Origin of the sequence: Halomonas sp. N3-2A (assembly GCF_002216165.1) — a bacterium.
GTDB lineage: Bacteria > Pseudomonadota > Gammaproteobacteria > Pseudomonadales > Halomonadaceae > Vreelandella.
This window is the reverse complement of the sequence record NZ_CP022286.1, coordinates 814,132-838,067: the sequence shown is the minus strand read 5'-3', so window position 1 is coordinate 838,067 and position 23,936 is coordinate 814,132. Positions and strand designations below refer to the sequence as shown.

General features: G+C 51.8%; 21 protein-coding genes. 5 read left to right on the top strand and 16 right to left on the bottom strand.

Going from position 1 to position 23,936, the window contains the following annotated elements:
• Positions 1 to 6: 6 nt before the first annotated feature.
• On the bottom strand, positions 7 to 432 hold the full coding sequence (locus tag CEK60_RS03905; RefSeq protein WP_089037909.1) for an arsenate reductase ArsC: 426 nt from the start codon (positions 430 to 432) through the stop codon (positions 7 to 9).
• A gap of 154 nt (positions 433 to 586) precedes the next feature.
• On the opposite strand from CEK60_RS03905, the gene arsH reads away from it, so the two are divergent.
• The 4 genes from arsH to CEK60_RS03885 are packed head-to-tail and all read left to right on the top strand — an operon-like array spanning position 587 to position 3,157.
• The gene (arsH, locus tag CEK60_RS03900) at positions 587 to 1,306 is read left to right on the top strand and encodes an arsenical resistance protein ArsH (RefSeq protein WP_089037908.1); all 720 of its coding nucleotides are present in this window, start codon (positions 587 to 589) and stop codon (positions 1,304 to 1,306) included.
• A 15-nt stretch (positions 1,307 to 1,321) separates the two neighbouring features.
• Positions 1,322 to 2,392, top strand: coding sequence for an ACR3 family arsenite efflux transporter (gene arsB, locus CEK60_RS03895; protein WP_089037907.1), 1,071 nt, complete (start codon positions 1,322 to 1,324; stop codon positions 2,390 to 2,392).
• 26 nt (positions 2,393 to 2,418) lie between these two features.
• Positions 2,419 to 2,823, top strand: coding sequence for an arsenate reductase (glutaredoxin) (gene arsC, locus CEK60_RS03890; RefSeq protein ID WP_089037906.1), 405 nt, complete (start codon positions 2,419 to 2,421; stop codon positions 2,821 to 2,823).
• A gap of 40 nt (positions 2,824 to 2,863) precedes the next feature.
• Positions 2,864 to 3,157 carry a CC/Se motif family (seleno)protein gene (locus CEK60_RS03885; protein ID WP_089037905.1) on the top strand — a complete coding sequence of 98 codons (294 nt, stop codon included), beginning with the start codon at positions 2,864 to 2,866 and terminating at the stop codon, positions 3,155 to 3,157.
• Positions 3,158 to 3,167: 10 nt separating this feature from the next.
• On the opposite strand, the gene arsJ is transcribed toward CEK60_RS03885, so the two are convergent.
• The 8 genes from arsJ to CEK60_RS03845 all read right to left on the bottom strand — a co-directional run bounded on the left by arsJ (position 3,168) and on the right by CEK60_RS03845 (position 12,103).
• Positions 3,168 to 4,379 (bottom strand): organoarsenical effux MFS transporter ArsJ, encoded by a 1,212-nt coding sequence (gene arsJ / locus CEK60_RS03880; protein ID WP_089040843.1) that lies wholly within the window; start codon positions 4,377 to 4,379, stop codon positions 3,168 to 3,170.
• A 16-nt stretch (positions 4,380 to 4,395) separates the two neighbouring features.
• Positions 4,396 to 5,442, bottom strand: coding sequence for an ArsJ-associated glyceraldehyde-3-phosphate dehydrogenase (locus CEK60_RS03875; RefSeq protein ID WP_089037904.1), 1,047 nt, complete (start codon positions 5,440 to 5,442; stop codon positions 4,396 to 4,398).
• A 149-nt stretch (positions 5,443 to 5,591) separates the two neighbouring features.
• On the bottom strand, positions 5,592 to 6,431 hold the full coding sequence (gene pstB / locus CEK60_RS03870; RefSeq protein ID WP_089040842.1) for a phosphate ABC transporter ATP-binding protein PstB: 840 nt from the start codon (positions 6,429 to 6,431) through the stop codon (positions 5,592 to 5,594).
• Positions 6,432 to 6,476: 45 nt separating this feature from the next.
• The gene (pstA, locus tag CEK60_RS03865) at positions 6,477 to 7,643 is read right to left on the bottom strand and encodes a phosphate ABC transporter permease PstA (RefSeq protein ID WP_089037903.1); all 1,167 of its coding nucleotides are present in this window, start codon (positions 7,641 to 7,643) and stop codon (positions 6,477 to 6,479) included.
• Between the two features lie 18 nt (positions 7,644 to 7,661).
• Complete coding sequence (gene pstC, locus CEK60_RS03860; protein WP_089037902.1) at positions 7,662 to 8,912, bottom strand: phosphate ABC transporter permease subunit PstC; 1,251 nt, start codon at positions 8,910 to 8,912, stop codon at positions 7,662 to 7,664.
• A 96-nt stretch (positions 8,913 to 9,008) separates the two neighbouring features.
• Positions 9,009 to 10,022 (bottom strand): substrate-binding domain-containing protein, encoded by a 1,014-nt coding sequence (locus CEK60_RS03855; protein ID WP_089037901.1) that lies wholly within the window; start codon positions 10,020 to 10,022, stop codon positions 9,009 to 9,011.
• Positions 10,023 to 10,152: 130 nt separating this feature from the next.
• Positions 10,153 to 10,884, bottom strand: coding sequence for a sulfite exporter TauE/SafE family protein (locus CEK60_RS03850; RefSeq protein WP_089037900.1), 732 nt, complete (start codon positions 10,882 to 10,884; stop codon positions 10,153 to 10,155).
• A gap of 25 nt (positions 10,885 to 10,909) precedes the next feature.
• Positions 10,910 to 12,103, bottom strand: a complete 1,194-nt coding sequence (locus CEK60_RS03845) for a Bcr/CflA family multidrug efflux MFS transporter (RefSeq protein WP_089037899.1) — start codon at positions 12,101 to 12,103, stop codon at positions 10,910 to 10,912.
• A gap of 162 nt (positions 12,104 to 12,265) precedes the next feature.
• Here CEK60_RS03845 and tal point away from each other — a divergent pair, with 162 nt between their 5' ends.
• A complete protein-coding gene (gene tal, locus CEK60_RS03840; RefSeq protein ID WP_089037898.1) occupies positions 12,266 to 13,204 on the top strand; it encodes a transaldolase in 939 nt (312 codons plus the stop codon).
• A 138-nt stretch (positions 13,205 to 13,342) separates the two neighbouring features.
• Here tal and CEK60_RS03835 read toward each other — a convergent pair whose 3' ends face one another.
• The 7 genes from CEK60_RS03835 to CEK60_RS03805 form a co-directional block, all read right to left on the bottom strand.
• Complete coding sequence (locus tag CEK60_RS03835) at positions 13,343 to 13,858, bottom strand: STAS domain-containing protein (RefSeq protein ID WP_089037897.1); 516 nt, start codon at positions 13,856 to 13,858, stop codon at positions 13,343 to 13,345.
• Positions 13,848 to 15,041: a PP2C family protein-serine/threonine phosphatase gene (locus tag CEK60_RS03830; RefSeq protein ID WP_089037896.1), complete on the bottom strand. Its 1,194-nt coding sequence runs from the start codon at positions 15,039 to 15,041 to the stop codon at positions 13,848 to 13,850. Before CEK60_RS03830 ends, CEK60_RS03835 begins: the two co-directional genes overlap by 11 nt.
• Before the next feature lie 8 nt (positions 15,042 to 15,049).
• Positions 15,050 to 15,850 (bottom strand): MlaA family lipoprotein, encoded by an 801-nt coding sequence (locus CEK60_RS03825; protein ID WP_089037895.1) that lies wholly within the window; start codon positions 15,848 to 15,850, stop codon positions 15,050 to 15,052.
• 76 nt (positions 15,851 to 15,926) lie between these two features.
• Entirely contained in the window at positions 15,927 to 17,048 is a 1,122-nt protein-coding gene (locus CEK60_RS03820; protein ID WP_089037894.1) for a beta-ketoacyl-ACP synthase III, read from the bottom strand.
• A 108-nt stretch (positions 17,049 to 17,156) separates the two neighbouring features.
• Complete coding sequence (gene hrpA / locus CEK60_RS03815; RefSeq protein WP_089040841.1) at positions 17,157 to 21,170, bottom strand: ATP-dependent RNA helicase HrpA; 4,014 nt, start codon at positions 21,168 to 21,170, stop codon at positions 17,157 to 17,159.
• A gap of 100 nt (positions 21,171 to 21,270) precedes the next feature.
• Complete coding sequence (locus CEK60_RS03810) at positions 21,271 to 22,941, bottom strand: AMP-binding protein (RefSeq protein ID WP_089037893.1); 1,671 nt, start codon at positions 22,939 to 22,941, stop codon at positions 21,271 to 21,273.
• Positions 22,942 to 23,126: 185 nt separating this feature from the next.
• Entirely contained in the window at positions 23,127 to 23,912 is a 786-nt protein-coding gene (locus CEK60_RS03805) for a class II glutamine amidotransferase (protein WP_089037892.1), read from the bottom strand.
• Positions 23,913 to 23,936 lie beyond the last annotated feature (24 nt).

Sequence of the window (23,936 nt, the reverse complement as noted above, 5' to 3'; positions counted from 1 at the left end):
ATTCTTTCAACCACGTGGCTGATCATGAGCATGCAGGGACAGCCATAGCTGCAGACGCCGACGAATCTCCAGTAGCGCTTGCTCGTATGCATCTAATTTACTAATTAGCCTCGGATCACGAATATCCCAGAAGAGCACTTCTCTGGCGCGCCCTTGCCAGTCTCTGCAAACCTGTTGCGCCTTATCGCAAAGTACAATGACAAAGTCGAAGTAGTCGTCCTCAAACTCATCCAGTGACTTACTACGCAACCCTTCCGTAGCAAGGCCTTGTTTATGCAGTGCCTCTAACGTTAGCGCATGGGGTTCATCTGGCTCGGAACCTGCGCTGAAAGCATCAAAGCGATCACTGGCCATCTGGCGAAGCAGCGCTTCTCCCATCAAAGACCGTGCAGAGTTGGCATTACAAAGGAACAGCACGCGGCGCTTTGGCATAAATAAATGACCTCTTGATGGGTGTGATTTCAGCAATTTACGCCTTCAAGATGACGTCATTATTGCAGCCTGCTAGTTACCGGTACAAATATACGAAAAAACATATATCATAACGATCAATAACCACTTCTTCGACATCAAAGGGCCACCACCAATGGCATTGTTTGACGATTTACCCAACGTAGACAGTAGTCTGTTTGAAGCTCCCAATCATGAAACGTTGAGGCTTCCCTCGAGTGACCAGCCTGCCCCCAAAATCCTGCTGCTTTACGGCTCATTACGCGAGCGTTCATTCAGCCGCTTAGCCGTTGAAGAAGCCGCTCGGCTACTCAATGCAATGGGGGCAAGTACAAAGATTTTTGATCCGCGTGGCTTACCCCTGCCGGATGCGGAAGATGCGAGCCACCCTAAAGTGGATGAGCTGCGTACACTGGCACAGTGGGCCGATGGCATGGTGTGGTGCTCACCTGAACGCCACGGTGCAATGACTGGCATTATGAAAGCACAAATTGACTGGATTCCTCTTGCCTTAGGCGGCGTTCGCCCCACCCAGGGCAAAACGCTTGCAGTAATGCAGGTGTGCGGTGGCTCCCAGTCGTTTAACACGGTAAATCAGCTGCGTATTTTAGGGCGCTGGATGCGCATGGTGACGATTCCAAATCAGTCATCGGTACCTAAGGCTTTTATGGAGTTTGATGACAACGGTCGCATGAAGCCTTCTCCATTTTATGACCGCATTGTTGATGTTATGGAAGAACTGGTGAAGTTCACCCTGCTGGTTCGTGAGCGCAGCGATCTGCTAACCGACCGTTACTCTGAGCGTAAAGAGAGTGCAGAAGAAGTCTCCAAACGCGTCAGTCAACGTGCTATTTGATCAGGGAGTGGCTTTATGACGACCCAGAGCAATTCATCACCCACCAGTGCCGATATGGGGCTGTTTGAACGCTACCTTTCCGTATGGGTAGCAATTGCCATTGTTACCGGGATTGCACTTGGGCAGTTCGCCCCTGCCGTGCCAGAGGTGTTATCACGGTTTGAGTATGCCCAGGTCTCCATTCCAATTGCCGTATTAATCTGGGCGATGATTTTTCCCATGATGGCGCAGATTGATTTCAGTGCGATTGCAGGAGTGCGCCGCCAGCCAAAGGGCCTGACCATTACCACCACGGTCAACTGGCTGATTAAACCCTTCACAATGTTCGCCTTGGCCTGGCTGTTTTTCATGGTGATTTTTCAGCCATTTATTGCTGAGGAACTGGCCAGCCAATACCTAGCGGGCGCCATACTATTGGGGGCAGCCCCTTGCACCGCGATGGTATTTGTATGGAGCTACCTGACTCGAGGTGATGCGGCTTACACGCTGGTTCAAGTAGCTTTGAATGATTTGATTATGCTGTTTGCCTTTGCGCCGCTTGTGGTGCTGTTACTAGGAATCTCAAACATCCAAGTGCCCTGGGACACGGTTATTTTATCGGTGGTGCTGTACATCGTCATTCCGCTTACCGCTGGCTATATCACCCGTAAAACGCTGATCGCCAAGCGCGGAGCTGAATGGTACGACAACGTGTTAATGAAGCGCGTTGGCCCAATCACGCCCATCGGGTTAATCATTACTCTAGTGCTTCTATTCGCTTTCCAAGGCGACGTTATTCTGAATAATCCGCTGCATATCGTATTAATCGCCATTCCGCTGATTATCCAAACATTTTTGATCTTCTTTATCGCCTATGGCTGGGCCAAAGCATGGCGTGTACCGCACAACATCGCTGCCCCAGGTGCAATGATCGGTGCCAGCAACTTTTTTGAGCTGGCAGTTGCAGCCGCCATTGCACTGTTTGGCTTACAATCAGGCGCCGCGCTAGCCACAGTAGTGGGTGTTTTAGTTGAAGTACCGCTTATGCTCGCACTGGTACGCATTGCCAACAACACGCGTCAGCATTTTCCTTCGCCTGCTCATTAGCATAAACCTGAGAGGAAGTACCCTGAATGGTCACCATCTACCACAACCCTAACTGCAGCTCTTCGCGCAATACGCTGGCAATGATCAAGGCGTCGGGCGAAGACCCCGAGGTAATTCACTACTTGGAAACACCGCCCAGCCGAGAGCGCCTAGTAGCGCTACTCGCGATGATGAAGATATCACCACGAGAGCTGCTGCGCCAAAAGGGCGCGCCTTTTGATGAGCTCAAATTGAATGACTCTTCGCTAGACGATGATCAGTTGATTGACGCCATGCTAGCGCACCCGATTCTGATCAATCGTCCTATCGTCATTAGCCAAAAAGGCGCGCGCCTGTGTCGCCCACCCGAACGAGTATTGGAGCTGCTTGAGCAACCCGTTGCACACTTTACCAAAGAGAATGGCGAAACCATCCACTATCCAGCGAGCTAATATAGGAACCACATGCCAGGACAATAGTAAGGGGTGAGCAATGAGCCATGTCATTGATATCGACAGCAACGCAGTGGCGTTCATTAAACAACAAGGCGGAAGCGTCACTGTTCGGCTTTCCCCTCGCCACGGCTGCTGCGGAGGCCTCGCCAAGCTAGCGGTAGCCGAAGCGCACCATCCAGAAGATACCCAACACTATCAGCACCATCTTCAAGATAGTGTTTCGATCTACATTGACCCCGACCTTGCTAACCAAGGACTGCGCATTGGCGTTGAAGGTTGGTGGAAATTGCGCCACCTTTATGTGGACGGTGCAGCGTTATCAGCAGGCTAGAAACTGGCCTTTAAGCAGCTTGTCTAGGCAACGCCAGTGCCATCACGGAGCTGGCTGTCACGAAGGCCGCCGATACCCAAAGACAGGCGCTCAATCCGTACGCCATATATAGCCAGCCTGACAGCAAGGTTCCTACCAAACGCCCCATGGCGTTGGCCATATAGTAAAAGCCGACATCCATCGAGACGCCATCAGCACGAGCGTAATGAACGATCAGGTAACTGTGCCAGCTGGAGTTAATCGCAAATAGCACACCAAACGCTAAAAGCCCGACCACCAGCCAACCCACCTGCGCCAGCGGTAACAACGCCAATAAAATCGCTAGTACTGCTAAAGCGGCTGCCCATCCTGCGGTTAGCGAGCGGGCATCCCCTTCAATCAACTGGGTCAGTTTAGGTGCCTGGGTTTGTACCCCACCGTAGCCAATAATCCATGCTGCCAGTAGCCCCCCCACCGTCCAGTGGCTCCAGCCGTGCTGATCGTATAGGAACACCGGCAGTGCCACTACGAACCAGACATCTCTTGATGCAAACAAGCAAAAGCGCGCCGCTGAAAGCACGTTGATGGCACGAGACTTGGAGAAAATCTCCGAAAACTTGGGTTTTACTTTTTGGCGTCCTAGGTCTGCTTTTAAGCGCAACAAGGAGACCATTAATACCGCGCTAAGCATCACCGCCATGGCAATCACCGCGCCTCGGAAACCAATCAGCGTTAGCAGTACTCCCCCAACAAAAAAACCCAAGCCTTTTAGCGCATTTTTAGAACCGGTCAGCATCGCTACCCAGCGGTAGAGAGAGCTATTAGCGTTGGCACTCTCTTTAGGCACCAATACTTTGACCGCACTTTTAGCACTCATTTTATTTAAGTCTTTGGCAATGCCAGACAGTGCCTGCGCCGCCATCACCCAAACAACCGTGAGCATCCCTGCGGGCACCATCAGCATGGCAAGCGCAACAATTTGTAGCCCCAGCCCCACATTCATCGTGCGGTTCAAGCCTAACCGCGCACCAAGCCAGCCGCCGACCAAGTTGGTCACGACGCCAAACGCTTCATAGAACAGAAACAGCATGGCGATTTGCAGCGGCGAGTAACCTAGCTGGTGGAAATACATCACCACCAGCATGCGTAGCGCGCCGTCGGTAATGGTAAACGCCCAGTAGTTGCCAGTGATCAACATGTATTGGCGAACTTCAAACGGCAGCGCTCTGACTCGGACGCGCATTTTGAGAAACGGCGAATCAGCCACGGCCCATCTGCTCTTTAACTGTCTTCTCACCAGCTACCATTAGCGCCAACTCGGCCGTGCGGTTGGCATAGCCCCACTCGTTGTCATACCAGGCGTAAAGCTTAAGCTGGGTGCCGTTGACCACCATGGTAGAAAGCGCATCAATAATGGAGCTGCGCGGGTCAGTGCGATAATCAATCGATACCAGCGGGCGCTCTTCATAACCCAAAATACCGGCGAGTCCTCCCTCCGCGGCCGCTTTCAGCGCTTGATTGACCTCTTCCACCGTGACCTCGCGCTCAAGCTCAAACACCATATCGGTGAGCGATGCATTGGCCAGCGGCACACGAATGGCATGACCATTCAGCTTGCCTTCCAGTTCGGGAAAGATGGCAGTGATTGCTTTTGCAGAGCCCGTTGTCGTCGGAATCAAACTCATACCACAGGCACGAGCACGACGTAGGTCTTTGTGCGGCGCATCTAGAATTGTTTGGGTGTTGGTAATGTCGTGTACCGTCGTCATCGAACCATGGCGAATACCAAAGGTTTCCTGAATCACTTTAACCACCGGGGCTAAGCAGTTTGTGGTACAGCTAGCGGCCGTTACGATCCGGTGCTGAGCAGGGTCATAAAGATGATCGTTGACACCTACTACCACGTTCAGCACGCCCTCTTCTTTAATCGGCGCACTCACCACTACGCGCGCAACGCCTTGATCAAGATACGCCTGGAGCTTGGCGGTTTCTTTCATTTTACCCGAGCACTCGATGACCACGTCACAGGCAGACCAGTCACTGTCGGCAATCGCTTTATTGGCGCTAAACGCAACCGTTTTACCATCTAAAACAATCGCATCGTCATAAGCTGCAATCCCTTCACCTGGAGACCAGTGGCCATGCACCGAATCAAACTCAAGCAGGTGGGCAAAGGTTGCCGAATCACCGCCTGGGTCGTTAATACGCACAAGCTCTACTGCCCCAGCTTCAACCTCAGCCCATAAGCTTCGCAGTGCCAATCGGCCAATACGACCAAACCCGTTAATACCGATACGTAATGTCATGGGGCCTCCTATTTAGATAAACGTATGCATGAACGTCTAAATAAATGAATAGTGCAAAAATTCGCAATGCCAATATACGAAAAAACATATATGAAAAAATAAAAAAATGCCTGCAGGTTAGCTTGGGGCTAGCCTACAGGCAGTCTTAGTTAACCGTAACGACCGGAGATATAGTCTTCGGTTTTTTTCTGTGCCGGGGTTGAGAACATCACTTTGGTATCGTTGTACTCGATGATTTCCCCCAGGTGGAAAAATGCCGTGTAGTCGGCTACCCGTGCGGCCTGCTGCATATTATGCGTCACGGTAATAATGGTGAACTGCTCTTTCAGCTTATCCATCAAATCTTCGATGGTTGCGGTCGAGATCGGGTCAAGCGCCGAAGTCGGTTCATCCATTAAAATCACATCTGGCTGTACTGCAATCGCTCGGGCAATACACAAACGCTGTTGTTGACCACCAGAGAGAGAGGTACCTGGCTCATGCAGCTTGTCTTTCACCTCGTTCCACAGCCCGGCGTCGCGTAGCGCCTTTTCAACCAACTCTTCCTGCTCGGCTTTACGACTGACCAAATCGTGCATGCGTGGTGCGTAAGCGATATTTTCAAAGATCGACTTAGGAAACGGATTAGGCTTTTGGAATACCATGCCCACCCGGCGACGCAGCGCCACTTCATCCATTTTAGGCGCATTAACATCTAGCCCATCCATCTCAACCAAGCCTTCGACTCGTACGCTAGGAATCAAGTCGTTCATGCGGTTCAAGCAGCGTAAAAACGTCGACTTACCACACCCCGAAGGGCCAATCAGTGCCGTCACATTTTTCTGAAATAGATCAATATTCAGATTATTCAACGCTTGGTTTTTGCCATACCACAGATTCAAATCGCGAACCCGGAAGCTCAGGTCGTGGCACGCAGCGTCGTTTCGTGTGTAGGGTTGCCCAGCCGCAGGGACTTGCTGGCCATTCATTACAGATGCTTGGCTATTCATTACGGGTGCTTGGCTATTCATAATCATGTCCTCTATCGCGCTGGCCTACCAGCGACGCTCAAATTTCTTACGTAACACAACGGCAAAGGCGTTGAGTGAGATGAGTATGGTGAGTAGCACCAAAATACCGCCGGCGGTTTTTTCTACAAACGCCTGCTCTGGCTCACCTGACCAGGTAAATATTTGAGCTGGCATGACGGTGGCTGCTTCGGTAAATGAAGCACCCACATCGGGGATAAAAGCCACCATACCCACGATAATCAACGGTGCTGTTTCACCCATCGCTTGCGCCAAGCCAATAATAGAGCCGGTCATAATACCTGGCATAGCTAACGGTAAAACGTGATCCCGCACCACTTGCCAGCGCGAACACCCCACCCCAAAACCAGCATGGCGGATGGATTCCGGCACGCTACGCAGCGCAGTACGTGTTGAGATAATAATAACGGGGAGCGTCATCAGCGCCAGAGTCATACCACCCGCTAACGGCGACGAACGCGGCACCCCAAAGAAGTTAATAAAGATCGCAAGACCCAGCAGACCAAACAGAATCGAGGGAATCGCAGCAAGGTTGTTGATATTAATTTCAATGAGCTGAGTAAAGCGGTTGTCTGGAGCAAACTCCTCCAGATAAATCGCCGTCATAACGCCGATAGGAAACGAGATAGCTAGGGTGACGATCATTGTCATCACGGTACCGACAACGGCCGAGAGGATACCTGCATTCTCGGCAATTTTTGAATCACCCGAACCAAAAAAGGTGCTATTGAAGCGAAGATCTACCTGACCCGCTTCAACCAGGGCATCAATAGCCGCCTGTTCTTCTTCACTTAAACGATGCCGGTGACCTTTCAGATACTGATCCACCCCACTGGTCGATAGCACCCACTGGGTTTCGCTGGTACCAATCATGTCAGGATTATTGCGAAGTTCCATCGGGATCACGCGCACTACCGTGCGGCTGATAATGGGCAGCAGCTCTTCATCAAACGCCTTCCGCCCATCGGTTTCGGCTTCTTCGGTATAGTTGATCTCGACTTGTATATACGCTTGCTGAAAAGCAGGCAGACCTTTAGTCAGCATGTCTGCAAAAAACAGCACCAGGAACAAGCCTGCCAGCCCTAACGACCCCATGGTTATCCATTTGAGGCGGGTAGACTTCCGGTGGCGCTTTTTAAGCTGCTGGCTGATTTCGTCAAAAGTATGGCTCATCGAAACAGTTCCTCGACGTTACAGGTTATTCACGCGATATTTTTCGCGGAAACGACGGATCATCAGAACCGACACCAAATTAAGCACAAGCGTAACAACGAACAGCACAAGCCCTAACGCGAAAGCCGATAGCGTTTCAGCACTTGCAAACTCTTGGTCGCCAGTTAATGCTGCCACAATGCGCACGGTGACCGTGGTCATATCTTCCAGCGGGTTGGCGGTTAAGTTGGGACGCATACCTGCGGCCATCACCACAATCATTGTTTCACCCATCGCACGCGACATACCTAAGAGCGCAGCAGAGATAATCCCGGGCATTGCAGCGGGCACTACCACATCACGAATGGTCTCCCCTTTGGTCATGCCCAGTGCCAACGACCCTTGGCGCATGCTATCTGGCACCGAGTTGATCACGTCATCAGACAGCGATGAGATAAACGGTATGATCATAATGCCCATCACAATGCCAGGCGCCAGCGCATTGTTATAAGAAGCGTCGAGCCCCAAAAAACCAGCGATATTAACGATAATCGGCGCTACGGTGATGGCGGCAAAAAAGCCGTAAACCACGGTAGGAATGCCCGCCAAAACCTCTAACACCGGCTTGGCAACGGTGCGCACTTTACTTGGCGCAAATTCGGACATGTAAATTGCTGAGAGCAAACCGACAGGCACCGCCACCAGCATGGCGATAGCAGTAATCATAAAGGTACCAGCGAACAGCGGTACCGAGCCAAACTCAGCACCGCCACCATCGCCGCGACCCGCTGCAGCTAAAAAGCTTGCCCCCGGGTTCCAGGTGGTGCCGGTAATAAATTCCCAGAAGCTGTGCATTTGAAAAAAGCGCAGCGCCTCGGAAATGATCGAGAACAAAATGCCAAAGGTAGTGAAAATCGAAATTAATGCTGCCCCAGCCAAGACTTTACCGATTACCGATTCTATGGCTTGACGGGCATGAAAATCAGGCTTCACTAGGTTAAGGCTCACCATTAGCCCTATGGCTGCCACTACCAAACTCGCCGCAAATAAATAGAGCGTGGGGATATTTGCCCCCATTAATAGCAGCGCAAATGCTCCTAGCGCACTAACAAGTACCGCAGGCCCGGCGGTAGAGAGCACGGTAAACCAGGCATATTGATCTGGCTGAGCAAACATAGCCGTGCCCGCGCTACGGAACCGAGCGGCTTTTGAACGGCCAGCAAAAAAAGCCAGCAGCCCCAGCAGCAATAGTGCAGCACAAAAAATCAGTAGAAGCTGGTTGGTCTGCATCGCATCTCTCTCACGTCGTCACCGGTTAAGAAACTTATCAACAATAATGGGCCGACAGCTTGCGCTGCCGGCCACCTTTACACTTGACCTACCAACTTACTTAAGAACGTCTGCTGTCATTGTCGTGCGGTCAGCGACACTTTGGCGCCACTCTTCACGCTCAGCTTCTGGCAGAACGATCAAGCCGATATCGCGCAGATAGCCATCGCTGCCAATCATCATCTCGCTCATAAACATATCGACGTAGTCGTACATCGGCGATACTTCTTCAGCATGCTGGTTCTTCACGTAGAACCACAGTGAGCGTGCTACCGGGTACTCACCTGAACTGATCGCGTCGGCCTCAGGCACTACGCCATCAATGCTGGCGGCGCTGATAGTGTCAGCATTCTCTTCAAGGAAAGAGTAGCCGAAGATACCAAAGGCACCGGTGTCTTCTGAAAGGCGCTGAACGATCAGGTTGTCGTTTTCACCGGCATCGATGTAAACACCGTCAGAGCGAATTTCGGTGTAGGCTTCATCGCCGTAAACATCCATGCCCTCAGACGCAGATTCCATTACCAGCTCTTCAAATGCATCGCGGGTACCAGAAGTCGTGGGCGGTCCATAAATGGAGATTTCGCGGTCTGGCAGCGAAGCGTCGATCTCGCTCCAGTTGGTGTAGGGGTTTTCAACCAATTCGCCATCAACAGGCACCATGGCAGCTACCGCCATGAAAATCTGTTCACGGGTTAAAGCAACGTCATCATTTTCGCCTGATTGGCCCAATACGATGCCGTCAGAACCGATTTTAGCTTCGGTGATGTCGGTAACGCCGTTCTCTTCACAACGCTCAAACTCGGAAGCCTTCATGCGACGAGAAGCGTTGGTGATGTCTGGCGTACCTTCGCCAATACCATTACAGAACAGGCGCAAACCGCCGCCCGAACCTGTTGATTCAATAACAGGAGTAGGGTTACCAGTAGTGGCACCGAACTCTTCAGTAACATAGCTGGCAAACGGATAAACGGTACTGGAACCTACGATGCGGATCTGGTCACGTGCCTGGGCAACACCGGCAACGCTCATTACTGCAGCCGCGATAACGGTGGTTTTTAGAATACGGTTCATGCGAAATACTCCTGTCGATGTAGGGTTCTGGCCTTCGCAAGACGTACTTTGCACCGTTTCGATGACAACTTTATGACACTCTAAGTCATCGGCATGATTTTTCAGTTAAGAGTGCTGCATTGCACAAGTGCTACATTAATAAGCCCAATGCGGCTAACGTACATAGCCCAAGCGAGACTCCCTGCAGCAACCGTCTATCCAACCGGTGGGCGATCACATCTGCCAGCGCATTCCCGATTAGCACGGCAGGTAGAAACGTCAACGCCAATTTAAAATGCCAAGCAGACACCTGGCCCGCAAGCGCTAGCGTTATAAGCGTTAGAAGAGATGTCAGAATAAAGAAAGCAGCCAAATTGCCGCGCAGGCGATCGGGTGGAAAGCCGTGCATTAGCAGAACGATTGGAGGGCCACCGATGGCGGCCACCGTGCCAAAGACGCCTGACAGCACACCTGCCAGGAACAGCGTCACACGGTTGACGGGGGGATGAAAACGAAACAGCGTTACTATCACAGCAAACAGCACGATAGCGGCGATCAGTTTTTCGAGCACCACCAACGGAGCAGTTAACAATAACCAAATGCCCAGCGCATTCCCTGGCAAGCGGCCAATCAAGGCAATGCCTATCGCGTCCAGGCGTATTTCTTGCCAGTAGTGGCGCACCATCAACAATGAAACAGTGAACCCAAACAACACGAGTACTACCGGCACCAAACGTGGTTCTAGCATCAACAGTAGTGGCGCCCCTACCACTGCCAAACCGAAACCTGTCGCACGCTGTACGAAAGCACCCAGCATTAATACGGCTGAACAGGCTAGCCACACGCCAAGTGGCATATCTATCCATGGCAACGAGTTATTCATTTAAATCAATCATCCGCACAAAGCATCAGTACGAATCTCCGTAGCCGGGCTTTCTTGTCAGCTTTCGGACGCCGATATTACCCAGCAACGCAGCCCCCAGCATAGTAAGCACCATCGGCCATAGGTGCTCTACCTGGAACAAGCCCACCAGCACCCCAGCAATTGCTCCACAACTAAACTGGATGCCACCTAGTAGTGCAGTCGCCGTGGCACTGATATGCCCAAAATGATCCAATAACGCAGAAATCGCATTAGGCGTGATCAAACCAATCATGCCGGTAAACAGCATGACTAGAGGCACCACCACATACAGCGACGCAAAATTAAGCGCTGTCGCGATAACCAGCCCCAGTGCTGCAATTAACTGAATCGTTAACCCTAGTCGTAAGTTCTGTTGTGGTGAACGCTTACGCAGCAAATGAATATTGACGCGATTAGACAGCGCAATCACCACAACATTGACGCCAAATACCATTGGGTAAACGCTAGGCGATAGTGAGAAGTAGTCTAAGTATAAAAATGGAGAGGCGGTTACAAAAGCAAACAGCCCAGCGAATGAAGCTGCGACAGCGCAAATGTAGCCCATCCCCTCTTTATGACGCAGCACACTGACATAGTTTCGTACGACTTGACGCGGCGAAGCAGCTGGCAAGTTAGTATCTCGTGTTTCGGGTAAACGAGTACCTAGCAGCCAAAGCAAAAACCCTGCATAAGCGGCTAAAAACACAAATATCAGCCACCATCCCGCAATGTGCAGCAAGAGGCTACCCACGGCAGGTGCCACCAACGGCGCCAGCATCATGATCATGGCCATCGTCGACATGACTTTGGCGGCTTCACGACCGCTAAAACAGTCGCGCACAATCGCCGCAGAGTTAACCACGCAAGCGCCGCCACCTAATGCTTGAATGAATCGCCATACCAGTAAAGAGGGCAAGCTATCAACGGTGGTGATCATTAGGCTTGCGAGCATAAACACCACTAAGCCACTGAGCAAAACAGGCTTACGCCCCACCCTATCCGACAGTGGCCCAAAGCACAGCTGGCCGATTGCGAAGCCAAATAAAAACATACTGATTGAGAGTTCAGTATGATGAATACTCGCATTGATGTTTTCTGCCAGTACCCCAATGGCTGGTAAGTAAGCATCAATCGCAAACGGCGCAAGCGCTGTGTTGGCCGCCACCAACAGCGCCACCCGACGAGGATTAAGTTCCATAAACATCCTTGAAGTTGGCATTATTCAGCAGAGAATGCCGCTGAATAGATAGGCCGCTAATAATAATCGATTTCAATTCATTTGTCGGTCTCTGTTCGCCACGCAATGCCCTTGCTAAAGTATCCCAACGACAACTATCTCAACGACGACAAGGAACGATGCATGGCCACTAGCCTACTAACTCAATTAAAAGAGATGACCACGGTTGTCGCTGACACCGGCGACCTTGACGCTATCCGCCGTTTTAAGCCACAAGATGCCACGACCAACCCCTCGCTCATTTTGCAAGCGGCCCAGCAGGAAGATCGCCGTGCACGACTCGCCAGCATTGCTAAAGAAAGCACCAACCTGGAAGACGCAGTAGATCGAGTAGCCGTTGATATCGGCAGCGAAATCAGCGAGCTGGTACCCGGCTACGTGTCGACTGAAGTCAGTGCCCGACTATCGTTTGATCGTGATGCCACTATTGCCAAAGCACACTCGCTGATTGAGCGATACGCCCAGCAAGGCGTGGGTCCAGAGCGTATTTTGATCAAGATGGCATCGACCTGGGAAGGCATCCAAGCCGCTCGCCAACTTGAACGTGACGGCATTCGCACTAACTTAACCCTACTATTTGGTTTTGCCCAGGCACAGGCCTGTGCAGATGCTGGTGCAACGCTTATTTCACCGTTCGTAGGCCGTATTCTCGATTGGCATAAAGCCAAAGCCCCTGACACAGATTTTAGCGGTGCCAACGACCCAGGCGTGCAGTCTGTTAAGCGCATTTATGACTACTACAAAGGCCATGGCTACTCCACCATCGTCATGGGCGCAAGTTTCAGAAACGTGGGTGAAATTCAGGCGCTCGCTGGCTGTGATCGCTTGACGATATCCCCTGCACTACTCAACGAACTAGACGAACTTCAAGGAGAGTTGCCACAACAACTCATTCCCAAAGCAGCCAGCAGCGCACCGAGTGAAGCGTTAGCGCAGGCAGATTTCCGCTGGGCAATGAACGAAGATGAAATGGCGACGGACAAACTGGCAGAAGGTATTCGCAAGTTTATGGCTGACCAGCGCAAACTCGAAGAATTGCTAAGTAAGCTTCGCAGCAGCTAATTCGATTGCTGACTCCGCTGCATCGCTAACACAGCTATAGGCGGCAGCAAAAGTCAAAAGGCCCTCCAGGATGTTTATCTCAGGAGGGCCTTCTTATTTAGTATGCTCTTGAAACCTACATACAGATGAAGTGCGCTGCTAGTGGGCCGTCGAATTTTGCGCTTCGAGCATTTCCACAAGCGGTTGAAACTGTTCGCGGTTGTGCTCGTTCATATGCATCAGAATTCGATGGGCCTCTAAAATACGTTCACGCAGCCCCTCTTCGTCAGCGGGTTCAGCAGGCAAGTCTTCTAGGGCCGATGTTAGTTTCGACGCTTGTTGCAATGGGGCTTCCATCAGCGTAAAAAAACGCGCAAAACCCATTACATCCAGCATTTTCCGTACATCTGGGTTATCAGCAATGATGGTGGGTGGGTGCTCTAAGCGCCCTTTTACCGCCATAGCAACTTTGGCCAGAAAACCCAGCGCCGTCGAATCAACATTCGTCGCTTCGCGCAGGTCGATCATTACCGCCGTTAGCCCAGGCGTTTCAGCTAGCCGCTGAGCCTGAGAATCAAGCGTAGCGCACAACGTCAAGCGCACGTCGCCGCATAATTTTAAAACAAAAACACCGGAGTCGAACGCCGCTTTAATGCGGCCTTCTTCAATCAGCATGACCAAATCCGCTCACCATCATGATTGTCAGGTCATCGGGTAAAGCATCGCGGTCCTGGTTCGCCTCACTGTCCGCATCACCTTCTATAAGAAGAGAGTTGGTGTTGGCTAGCCGGTCGCGCAACTGCTCAAGCGTGACACTTTCACTTACTAATTGCTCAAGTTCCTTGAGCCGCGTGTCGAGTGTCTTACCCGGCAAGCATTCCAATACACCGTCTGAACACAGCCATAAATGAAAATCGGCCGGTAAAGCACAGCTGAGCGAAGGATACTCTACATCTGGAAAAAGACCTACTGGCATTCCCTCTCCTGCCAGACGTACTAGCTTACCACCAGACACTAGCAATGGCATAGGAAGCTGTGCACCGAGCGAATAGTGAAGCGTCCGCTCCTGATGGTCAATGACACCAACAAACAAGGTCGCGTGTTTGCCAATATCAGTATCCTGCAACTCTCTGTTTAATGCCGCCAACCAGTTAGGGGCCAACTGTTCTGGCGATTGGCCATCCCACTCATTAAGCCATCGATTGCATAGATACTTGAGCAGTACGGTAACAAACGCAGAGGACGCCCCATGCCCAGACACATCGGCAAAATAGAACGCGCTATAGCGATCGTTATAGCGCTGATAGTCAAGGAAGTCTCCCGACAAATACAGCGAAGGTGCAAACCAGTAATCGTAGTACACACCATTGATGATTTTGGGATGAATAGGCAATAAACGGCGCTGAATATGACCACCGCTCTGTTGATCCATACGCAGCAAGGCTAAATGCGTTTCCAGGCTTTCGTTTAATTCGGCCAGACGCTCTCGGTCTCGGTCTCGCTCCTGAGCCAATGTATGAAGCTCAATGGCTTTGCGAATCATCCGGCGCAACAGTTCTGCGTGGCGTAGTGGATGAACAATATAGTCAACTAAACCAACATCGACTGCCTTAATCAGGTCCGCGTCCTGACGGGAATCACTGACAACTAAGGTAGGCAAACGATGTGTCAGCTGCGACCACTGCTGGCGCGGCACTGCCCTTGCATGAGCAACGATAAGCGCTGTGTCGGCAGGCAAATTGTCAATATTATCTGCTGCAAATACCCACAAGCCATCGCACGTAATCGCTTCTGCTAGCGCGTCACGCTCTTGCCCTGGCTCATCGATCACCGCGATCAACTGCTTGGAATGATCCATATTAAGCCTCAATCGGCGAAATCGTCGTCACCAAAATCGGTATCGTCGAATTCAAAATCGTCCATAGCAAACGGGTCATCCCCAAGCTCACCATCATTAATCTCAAACTGACGGCGTTGTAAGAAGGCATCACGAACAAAGCGGTAACGGTCGCCACTAATCAAGTCTTCTTGATCAAGTAGCCCTGCGCGAATATGAATAATATCCAGTGCCGTTAAACCAGCCCTTAGCGTATGGTCATCCATATAGGTAAGCGGATGAGCTGCAATATCAAAAGGTAGCCCAGTGGTATCCCTAAGTGTTCTAGGACCGAGCAGCGGTAGCACTAAATAGCGCGAGTCATCCCACCCCCACACCGCCAGCGTTTGTCCGAAATCTTCCTTATCAGCATTGATTTCCATCAACGTAGCGTAATCCAACAGCCCGCCGATACCCACCGTCGAGTTGATTAAAAAGCGTGAAGTAGCAAGCCCTGCATTAGCGGGCTTACCTTGGAGTAAACTATTTAACGCGGTACGCACGTCGCTAAGGTTAGCGAAAAAGTTACCTACCCCAGTTTGCACGGGATCGGGGGTAACCGTCTGGTACCCTTTAGCGATTGGCTTTAACGTGTAACGGTCTAGCACGTCATTAAAAGCAAACACGCGACGGTTAAACCCTTCCCAAGGATCTTCAGGGTGGACTTGCTCGCCAACATTCCCCCCTGAACTAGCACACCCACTCATGCTTAATACGGCTAGCAGCAAGACAGGCAATCCCTTGTAGCACAAACTAAACGCGCTTTTTGGCTTTGCTAACAACCCAAGCATGGTAGCTCCTTTATCAACATGTGTGGCGTGCGGCTCGTCGCATTTCACGCCTGAAAACAATTAACCAAAAGCACTGTTATTGACGACGTATAACAACACTACCGGCGCTGTAACCTGCGCCAAACGAACAAATCACACCAATATCACCACTTTCTAACTGTTCACGATGCAGGTGAAAGGCAATAATCGATCCCGCTGAGCTGGTATTAGCATAGCGATCAAGAATAATGGGCGCTTGCGTTTTACTAGGCTCCACACCTAGCACTTTTCGCGCAATCAGGTCATTCATATGCTGATTAGCCTGATGCAGCCACATGCGCTTCAAGTCGCTTCCAGAAAGCTCTAGAGAGGCTAAATGGCTCGAAATCAGTTGAGCAACCATGGGGCACACTTCTCGGAACACCCGCCGCCCTTCTTGTACAAATAACTTATCCAGCGCCAGTGGGTCACTGTCGGTGACGCGATTTAGGAAGCCTGCATTATTACGAATCGCATTAGAGAACTTCGTCACTAGACGCGTACCTAATATTTCGTACTGCTCATCAGACACAGCGCAATCACTGCTTTCAAGCACCATTGCGGTACAAGCATCGCCAAAAATAAAGTGGCTATCGCGATCTGTAAAGTTGAGATGTGCCGAACAGATCTCTGGGTTTACAATCAGAGCCCGCTTTACGCTACCAGATGCAATCGCATTGGCCGCTGTTTCAAGCGCAAATGTGGCTGAACTGCAGGCTACATTCATATCGAAACCGTAACCGCCGGTGCCTAACGCCCGCTGAACTTCGACAGCCACAGCTGGATAGGCACGTTCTAGGTTCGAACACGCCACGATGACAAGCTCGATGTCAGCGGCATCAACGTTAGCGGCTGCCAATGCTTGTTGTGCCGCCTGGGTAGCCATATCGCACTGAATAGACGGTTCATCATTGCTGCGCTGTGGCAGTTTAGGCCGCATTCGCGCTGGGTCGAGAATTCCTGAGGCATCCAACACATAACGACTTTTAATGCCAGATGCCTTTTCAATAAACTCGCTACTGGAGTGTGACAACGGCTCTCGTTCACCACGTGAGATCGCATCAGCATGCCGAGCATTTTGGCTGTCTACCCACGCGTTAAATGCTTTCACCAACGACGCGTTATCAATGGCGTGTTCCGGCGTGTAAAGTCCTGTACCGGTAATCACCACATGTGTCATGCCTTTCTCCTTTTAGCGGCTTACTGAGAGTCGCTGGCTGTCAATCGATGTTGTCATCTGGGTGCATTGGCTTAACGACGTAAGCCTATTATCGTATTACGACAAGCGTTAAACGCTAACAAGCTCTTCCCAACGCTTTTCTAGGCGCTTCACAGAAACGGGCATTTTAGTACCCAGCTGCTGGGCAAACAGAGACACCCGGAGCTCCTGAATCCACCAACCAAATGCCACTAACTCTGGGTCTTCCGCGTCGCCTCTGCGCTCACTTTTACGGCGCGCGTCAAAACGCGTTTCCAATGCTTGGACATCGTGCATTAGCATTTGGTCGCGCCCTCGCTCGCGCGCGGCTTTTTCCAGCCGGATTAACGCAGCCTCTGTATAACGAGGATACTCCGTTAACCACTCTCCTGCATCGCGAATGAAACCGGGGTAAACCAATCGCTTCATCTGCGCGCTGACATCACTGTAAACAAGCGCCAACGCAAAATTGAGCTTCCCTTTTAAAATTTTGGTCACTGCCAAGTGCCCTTTCAGCGCCGCCTCAACATGCGTTAACAGTGTTTGTGCATGCGCTAACAAGCTTTCTTCAGACGTTTGCAAGCGCTGCTTAAGGGCTTGCTCCGAACGTGGCAGAGGATGCGCAGCCACTACTTGAGTAAACACCGCCAGTAAAAGATCATCAACCAGCTCATTTTTGCTCCCAACCTTCGCAAACAGCAACGCGCATTTTTCCACCCCCGGCAAACGCTTAATCGCTTTCACCTGATCCGGCTGTTGTGAGATCGCCAAACGCGCCACACCCATTTGATGCGCTGCCGCTGCCTTGGCGGGATGATCGAAAAGTGCCACTTTGAAGCGTGCATCTTCTGCTACCAGTGCCGGGTAGGCCTCAACACGAATACCCGCCTGAGTCGTCACCCGAGACTCGGGAAGCGGCTCACTAGGTAGACCTTCAAGCGCCGGAGCCTGATTAGCCTGCTCCGCTAACGCCTGAGCTCCCCTGCTGGCGGCTTCTTCAAAGCGCCTTTCCAGGGCACGTACGTCACGCCCCTGGCCCAGCGTTTTACCAGCGTGATCAACAACGCGCACGTTCATGATTAAATGTGGTGCTAGCAGGTCAAGCCGCCAGTCATCTGGGTGTACCCGAGTACCCGTTCGCCGCCGAATAAACTCGCCAAGCGCCTCGGTCAGTGGGCGGTTATCAGGCACGAGCATGTCCAGCGCGGCATCGACCCAGTCAGGAATGGGGACCACTTGACGACGAATGCTTTTCGGCAGTGATTTAAGTAGCGCAATACACTTTTCGCGCAGCAACCCCGGCACTAACCACTCAAGCGCGTGCACGGGCAACTGAGGCAACATAGCGGCAGGCACTGTTAGCGTAACGCCATCATCTTCTGCATCAGGATCAAAGTGATAGCTAACCGGATAGGCAACCCCTGCCAACGTTAGGTGGTCAGGGTACTGCGCCTGAGTCACGTCGTTGGCATCCCGTGTTTTAAGTGCCTCAATATCGAATTTTAATAAGTCAGGAGACTCACGCTCTACCTGCTTGCGCCAGTGCTCAAATCCTTTGCCATTAACGATATCGTGAGGGAGCCGTTCATCATAAAAAGCAAACAACGTCTCTTCATCGACCAGAATATCGCGCCGACGTGCACGATCTTCGAGTGCCTCGACTTCTTCAATCAACGCTCGGTTATGGGCAAAAAACTCACCCTTAGTCTGAAATTCGCCTTCCACTAGCGCACGACGAATAAACAGCTCACGGGACTCTTGGGGAGCAATAGGGCCATAATGCACGCGGCGACGGGCAACGATAGGCAGACCAAACAGGGTTACTTGCTCGAACGCAACTACCTGGGCACGTTTCATTTCCCAGTGCGGCTCGCTATAGCTGCTTTTTATCAAGTGCTGCGCTTGAGGCTCAATCCACTGAGGGTCAATTTTCGCCACTGTACGGGCGAACAATTTCGTGGTTTCAATCAACTCAAACGCCATTACCCACTTCGGCGTTTTTTTCGCCAGCCCTGAGCCGGGGTGAATCATAAACTTACGATTACGCGCGCCCAGGTATTCACGGTTTTCCAGCAGTGTTCCCAGGTTAGAAAGCAGCCCAGATAACAGCGCTTGGTGCAGTTTTCCTGACGTTTTACGACGCGCTTGCTTGGCTTGCTCTTCGCTTTCGTCTTCATCTCTGGGCAACGGTGCAGGCACGTCGATGTCCATATCGCGCAGCAACTGACGCAATTGACGGAACGTGTCATGCCATTCGCGCATGCGCAGATAGTTAATATAGTGCTCGCGACACCAGCGACGTAGTTGGTTGCCTGAGAGAGCCTCGCGGGCATTTTCGATGCCATGCCATAAGTTTAGCAACGCAACAAAATCAGAATCGGGATCATGCCAGCGCTGGTGGGCTTGATCCGCCGCTTGGCGTTTGTCAGCAGGCCGATCTCTAGGATCTTGTATCGCCAGAGCCGATACCACTATCAACACATCCCGCAGGCTGCCCCGTTCGGCGCCTGCCAGCACCATACGTGCTAGCCGTGGGTCGATGGGTAGCTTAGCTAGCTTACGGCCCAGCGGGGTCAGGCGCTGCTGGTCGTCTACCGCCCCCAGCTCAAACAGCAAACGAAAGCCATCTTTTACGAATCGGCTATCGGGCGGGTCGACAAAGGGAAAGGCTTCTATACTGCCAAGTTTCAGCGCCAGCATGGAAAGGATGACTGACGCTAAATTGGTGCGCTGGATTTCTGGGTCGGTAAACGCTGGCCGCGACAGGAAGTCTTCTTCATCATAAAGACGAATACACACCCCTTCCGCTACACGGCCACAACGGCCTTTACGCTGATTGGCGCTGGCCTGGCTAATCGGCTCAATCGGTAGCCGCTGTATTTTCGCCCGATAGCTGTAGCGACTGATCCGCACTAAGCCAGGGTCAATAACGTAGCGAATACCCGGTACCGTGAGCGAGGTTTCCGCAACGTTAGTCGCCAGCACAATTCTCCGCCCTTTGTGGGAAGCGAAGACACGATTTTGCTCTTCGTTGGAAAGCCGAGCATAGAGCGGCAATATTTCGGTGCCGGTTAAGTCAGCCCGTCGCAGCGTATCGGCTGTCTCACGAATCTCCCGCTCCCCGGGTAAAAACACCAGCACATCGCGTGGACCATGCAGCCAGCCCTTCTCACGCTCGATGGTTTCGATTTCGCGCACGGCGTGCAAAATGCCTTCTTGCAGTGTCCGGTCATCCTCATCCTCTTCGCTACGCGCCAGCGGGCGGTAATGTACATCGACGGGGAAAGTGCGGCCAGAGACTTCAACCACCGGCGCAGGCACGTTGGCACTGCCGAAATGGGCAGCAAAACGATCTACATCAATGGTGGCTGAGGTAATAATGATTTTTAGATCAGGACGCTTCGGCAGCAGGCGCTTTAAATAACCCAGCAAAAAGTCGATGTTAAGGCTGCGCTCGTGCGCCTCATCAATAATCAGCGTGTCGTAACGCAGCAGCAAAGGATCGTGCTGGGTTTCTGCCAGCAGGATACCGTCCGTCATCAGCTTTACGAGCGTATTTGGGGAGCTTTGATCATTGAAGCGTACTTGGTAGCCGACCTGCTCACCCAGCGGCACGCTCATCTCTTCCGCTAATCGCCCAGCAACGCTACGCGCTGCCAGTCGGCGTGGCTGGGTATGCCCAATCACCCCTTTACGCCCACGGCCAAGCTCTAAACAAATTTTAGGCAGCTGAGTGGTTTTACCCGACCCTGTCTCCCCCGCCACGACCACTACCTGATGGTCGCGGATAGCGTTTAGGATATCCTCTCGTCGTTCTACTACAGGCAACTCGGCAGGATAATCCAGCGCCACCTTCAGTGCTTCACGGTTAGCAAGCAGGCGCTTAGCTTTTTCCAGGTCGCGCTGAACTTGCTGGACACCGTGGTCAATCGGTTTTCTGTCTCGTTGACGCCGCTTAAGGCCTGCCACACGACGCGCTAGCTGCTGTGCATCACGCAGCATAACGTGCCTTATCTCCTCATCTAATACGGTGAGTGGATAAGCGTTCTGGGCGTCAGCATGGGAAGTTTGCGTGTCGGTGGTCACGTTAGGCTCGGTTTCCATCTCAGAATAAAATCGGCCCACTGCATGAGTGGGCCGACTATTGTAACGCCTTCGATAACAGGACGCCTAACAGCCACCTAATAGCGAACTCATTAAGCGCTTAAGCGTTGCTTGTTTCCTGATCGCGGAGCTGTCGACGCAACACCTTGCCAACGTTGGTTTTGGGAAGCTCATCACGGAACTCTACGTACTTCGGAACTTTGTAGCCGGTTAGCTCTTTTTTGCACCACTTGCGCAGCGTCTCAGCGTCTAACTCACTGTTTTTGGAAACAACGAATAGCTTGATGGCTTCTCCAGCACCTTCATCGGGCACACCCACTGCTGCAGACTCCAACACATCTGGATGCGCTGCCACGACATCTTCTATTTCATTTGGGTAGACATTAAAGCCAGATACTAAAATCATATCTTTTTTACGATCAACGATCTTGATGTAGCCATCATCTTGCAACACGGCAATATCGCCCGTGTGGAACCAGCCGTTTTCATCAATAGAATTGCGGGTTTCATCTTCGCGCTGCCAGTAACCTTTCATCACCTGAGGCCCTTGCACGCAAAGCTCACCGGGCTCACCCATGGGAACATCATTGCCGTCTGCATCTATCACTTTCACAGCGGTACCAGCCACTGGCTTACCAATGGTGCCCAGCTGTATAGCGTTTGTAGGGTTAAAGCTAACAATGGGCGATGTTTCCGTTAGCCCGTAGCCCTCTGCAATCGGGCACCCCGTTGTCTCTTCCCAACGCTGAGCCGCCGCTTTAGTCAGTGCCATACCGCCGGAAATGGTCAGCTTTAGCTTTGAAAAATCGAGCTGCTTAAAATCATCTCGGTTACACAGCGCATTAAACAGCGTGTTCAGACCAATAAACCCGGTAAACGGCAAGCCTTTAAGCTCTTTGACAAAGCTAGCTAAGTCACGAGGATTAGTAATCAATAGCGAGTGGTTGCCTGTTTCCATCAGGAATAAACAGTTAACGGTAAACGTATAGATGTGATAAACCGGCAATGGCGCAATTACCAGCTCTTCGCCATCGGTCAAGTGTTCACCGATAGCAGCACGCGCCTGAAGCATATTGGCAACTAGGTTCTGGTGGGTCAGCATCGCGCCTTTAGGCATACCGGTGGTGCCACCGGTGTATTGCAGTGCAGCCACATCATCCATGGTGCGTTGCACCTCAGTATGATGTAACGACGCGCCTTTTTTCAGTGCATCGCGGAAGCCAACAGCGTTGGGTAGCGAGTAGGCAGGCACCATCTTTTTAACGTGCTTAACAACGGCGTTAATTAGCCAACGCTTCGGCACATCGTGCATATCGGCAAGCTGGGTAACCAAGACGTGTTGGATATCCGTTTTATCCAGCACTTTCTCAAGCTTATCCGCCATATTGGCCAAAATCACAATGGCTTTGGCATTTGAGTCTTTGAACTGGTGCGCCATCTCCCGCTCGGTGTAAAGCGGGTTGGTATTAACGACCACGAGCCCCGCCCTTAGTGCACCAAACACCGCCACAGGAAACTGCAGCACGTTAGGCAACTGAATGGCGATCCGGTCTCCAGGAACCAAGTCGGTTTCATGCTGTAACCAAGCTGCAAAATTGGCTGACAGACGATCAAGATCGGCAAACGTTAGGGTTTTGCCCATGCAGCTAAATGCCGGCTTGTTGGCAAAACGTTTAACCGCTGAATGAAAGACATCCGTGACTGAGTTGTACTGATCCAAGCCTTCAAGCGCTGGGCCACGTAGTACGTGGGCATTGGCGTGTTCGCTCATGGGCAATCTCCGCTATCCGTGTCGATATTTGACCGACCTTGTTATTGTGCGTGACTAAGTAGCAAGCCTAAAAGAGCCAACCATATACGACAGGCAGCACGCTGTAAAACGATCGATTGAAACTGGCGTTTCAACTTTAGCTTAAAGCACGGCCCTGTTGCTGTCGCTCACGCTGTGTCGCCACCCTATTTGCTATGACCGTAACGCGCTTTGATCTCTCCCTCGCGCCATACCAATAATTCACCAGGAACCATTCGCTGCCACGCTTCATTTTGGGTAAGTGGCTCTGTAGCAATCACAGAGACAATATCGTTAGGCGTCGTATGCTCGATAAAGTTAACCGTTAACTCTGCATCGGACAGCTCCGCCTCGCCAAAGGGCGCGCGGCGAGTGATATGAGCCAATTTAGTCGAGCAGTAGCTGTATAAGTAAACGCCATCAGATAACAGTAGGTTAAAAACGCCTAGTCCGCGCAACTCTTCACATAGCCCGTGCAAACGCTCCCACAATGATTCAGGAGACGCAGGCGGCGTGGGAAAGCAACGACGCAGTTCGCCCATTAGCCAGCAGAAAGCGTGTTCGCTGTCTGTGTTACCTACCGGTGTGTACGTACCTAATGGCAACTGCTGCCAATCACTCAACTGACCATTATGGGCGTAGCACCAGGGTCGCCCCCACATTTCACGGGTAAATGGGTGCGTATTTGCCAGCCGTACGCCACCCACATTCGCTTGGCGAATGTGGCTAATCACTACATTGGACTTGATAGGATATTCACAGATTAAGCGGGCTATCGGGGAATTAACCGAGGGGTGAGGGTCACGAAACTCGCGGTACCCCCCCTCCTCGTAAAATGCGATGCCCCACCCATCGCGGTGAGGCCCAGTGCCCCCACCGCGGTGTAAAAAGCCGGAAAAACTGAAACAAATATCGGTAGGAACATTGGCGCTCATGCCTAGTAACTCACACATTGGCTAGCTCCATCATCGCGCCTT

Excerpts from the sequence above, each read along its gene's own strand:
- CEK60_RS03825 (WP_089037895.1), bottom strand. The coding sequence starts at position 15,850 with ATGCTTGGGTTGTTAGCAAAGCCAAAAAGCGCGTTTAGTTTGTGCTAC.
- arsB (WP_089037907.1), top strand. The coding sequence starts at position 1,322 with ATGACGACCCAGAGCAATTCATCACCCACCAGTGCCGATATGGGGCTG.
- CEK60_RS03875 (WP_089037904.1), bottom strand. The coding sequence starts at position 5,442 with ATGACATTACGTATCGGTATTAACGGGTTTGGTCGTATTGGCCGATTG.
- CEK60_RS03850 (WP_089037900.1), bottom strand. The coding sequence starts at position 10,884 with ATGAATAACTCGTTGCCATGGATAGATATGCCACTTGGCGTGTGGCTA.
- arsJ (WP_089040843.1), bottom strand. The coding sequence starts at position 4,379 with ATGCGCGTCCGAGTCAGAGCGCTGCCGTTTGAAGTTCGCCAATACATG.
- pstB (WP_089040842.1), bottom strand. The coding sequence starts at position 6,431 with ATGAATAGCCAAGCATCTGTAATGAATGGCCAGCAAGTCCCTGCGGCT.
- CEK60_RS03835 (WP_089037897.1), bottom strand. The coding sequence starts at position 13,858 with ATGCTGATTGAAGAAGGCCGCATTAAAGCGGCGTTCGACTCCGGTGTT.
- CEK60_RS03805 (WP_089037892.1), bottom strand. The coding sequence starts at position 23,912 with ATGTGTGAGTTACTAGGCATGAGCGCCAATGTTCCTACCGATATTTGT.
- tal (WP_089037898.1), top strand. The coding sequence starts at position 12,266 with ATGGCCACTAGCCTACTAACTCAATTAAAAGAGATGACCACGGTTGTC.
- pstA (WP_089037903.1), bottom strand. The coding sequence starts at position 7,643 with ATGAGCCATACTTTTGACGAAATCAGCCAGCAGCTTAAAAAGCGCCAC.
- arsC (WP_089037906.1), top strand. The coding sequence starts at position 2,419 with ATGGTCACCATCTACCACAACCCTAACTGCAGCTCTTCGCGCAATACG.
- CEK60_RS03905 (WP_089037909.1), bottom strand. The coding sequence starts at position 432 with ATGCCAAAGCGCCGCGTGCTGTTCCTTTGTAATGCCAACTCTGCACGG.
- CEK60_RS03885 (WP_089037905.1), top strand. The coding sequence starts at position 2,864 with ATGAGCCATGTCATTGATATCGACAGCAACGCAGTGGCGTTCATTAAA.
- arsH (WP_089037908.1), top strand. The coding sequence starts at position 587 with ATGGCATTGTTTGACGATTTACCCAACGTAGACAGTAGTCTGTTTGAA.
- CEK60_RS03820 (WP_089037894.1), bottom strand. The coding sequence starts at position 17,048 with ATGACACATGTGGTGATTACCGGTACAGGACTTTACACGCCGGAACAC.
- CEK60_RS03855 (WP_089037901.1), bottom strand. The coding sequence starts at position 10,022 with ATGAACCGTATTCTAAAAACCACCGTTATCGCGGCTGCAGTAATGAGC.
- CEK60_RS03845 (WP_089037899.1), bottom strand. The coding sequence starts at position 12,103 with ATGGAACTTAATCCTCGTCGGGTGGCGCTGTTGGTGGCGGCCAACACA.
- CEK60_RS03830 (WP_089037896.1), bottom strand. The coding sequence starts at position 15,041 with ATGGATCATTCCAAGCAGTTGATCGCGGTGATCGATGAGCCAGGGCAA.
- CEK60_RS03810 (WP_089037893.1), bottom strand. The coding sequence starts at position 22,941 with ATGAGCGAACACGCCAATGCCCACGTACTACGTGGCCCAGCGCTTGAA.
- pstC (WP_089037902.1), bottom strand. The coding sequence starts at position 8,912 with ATGCAGACCAACCAGCTTCTACTGATTTTTTGTGCTGCACTATTGCTG.
- hrpA (WP_089040841.1), bottom strand. The coding sequence starts at position 21,170 with ATGGAAACCGAGCCTAACGTGACCACCGACACGCAAACTTCCCATGCT.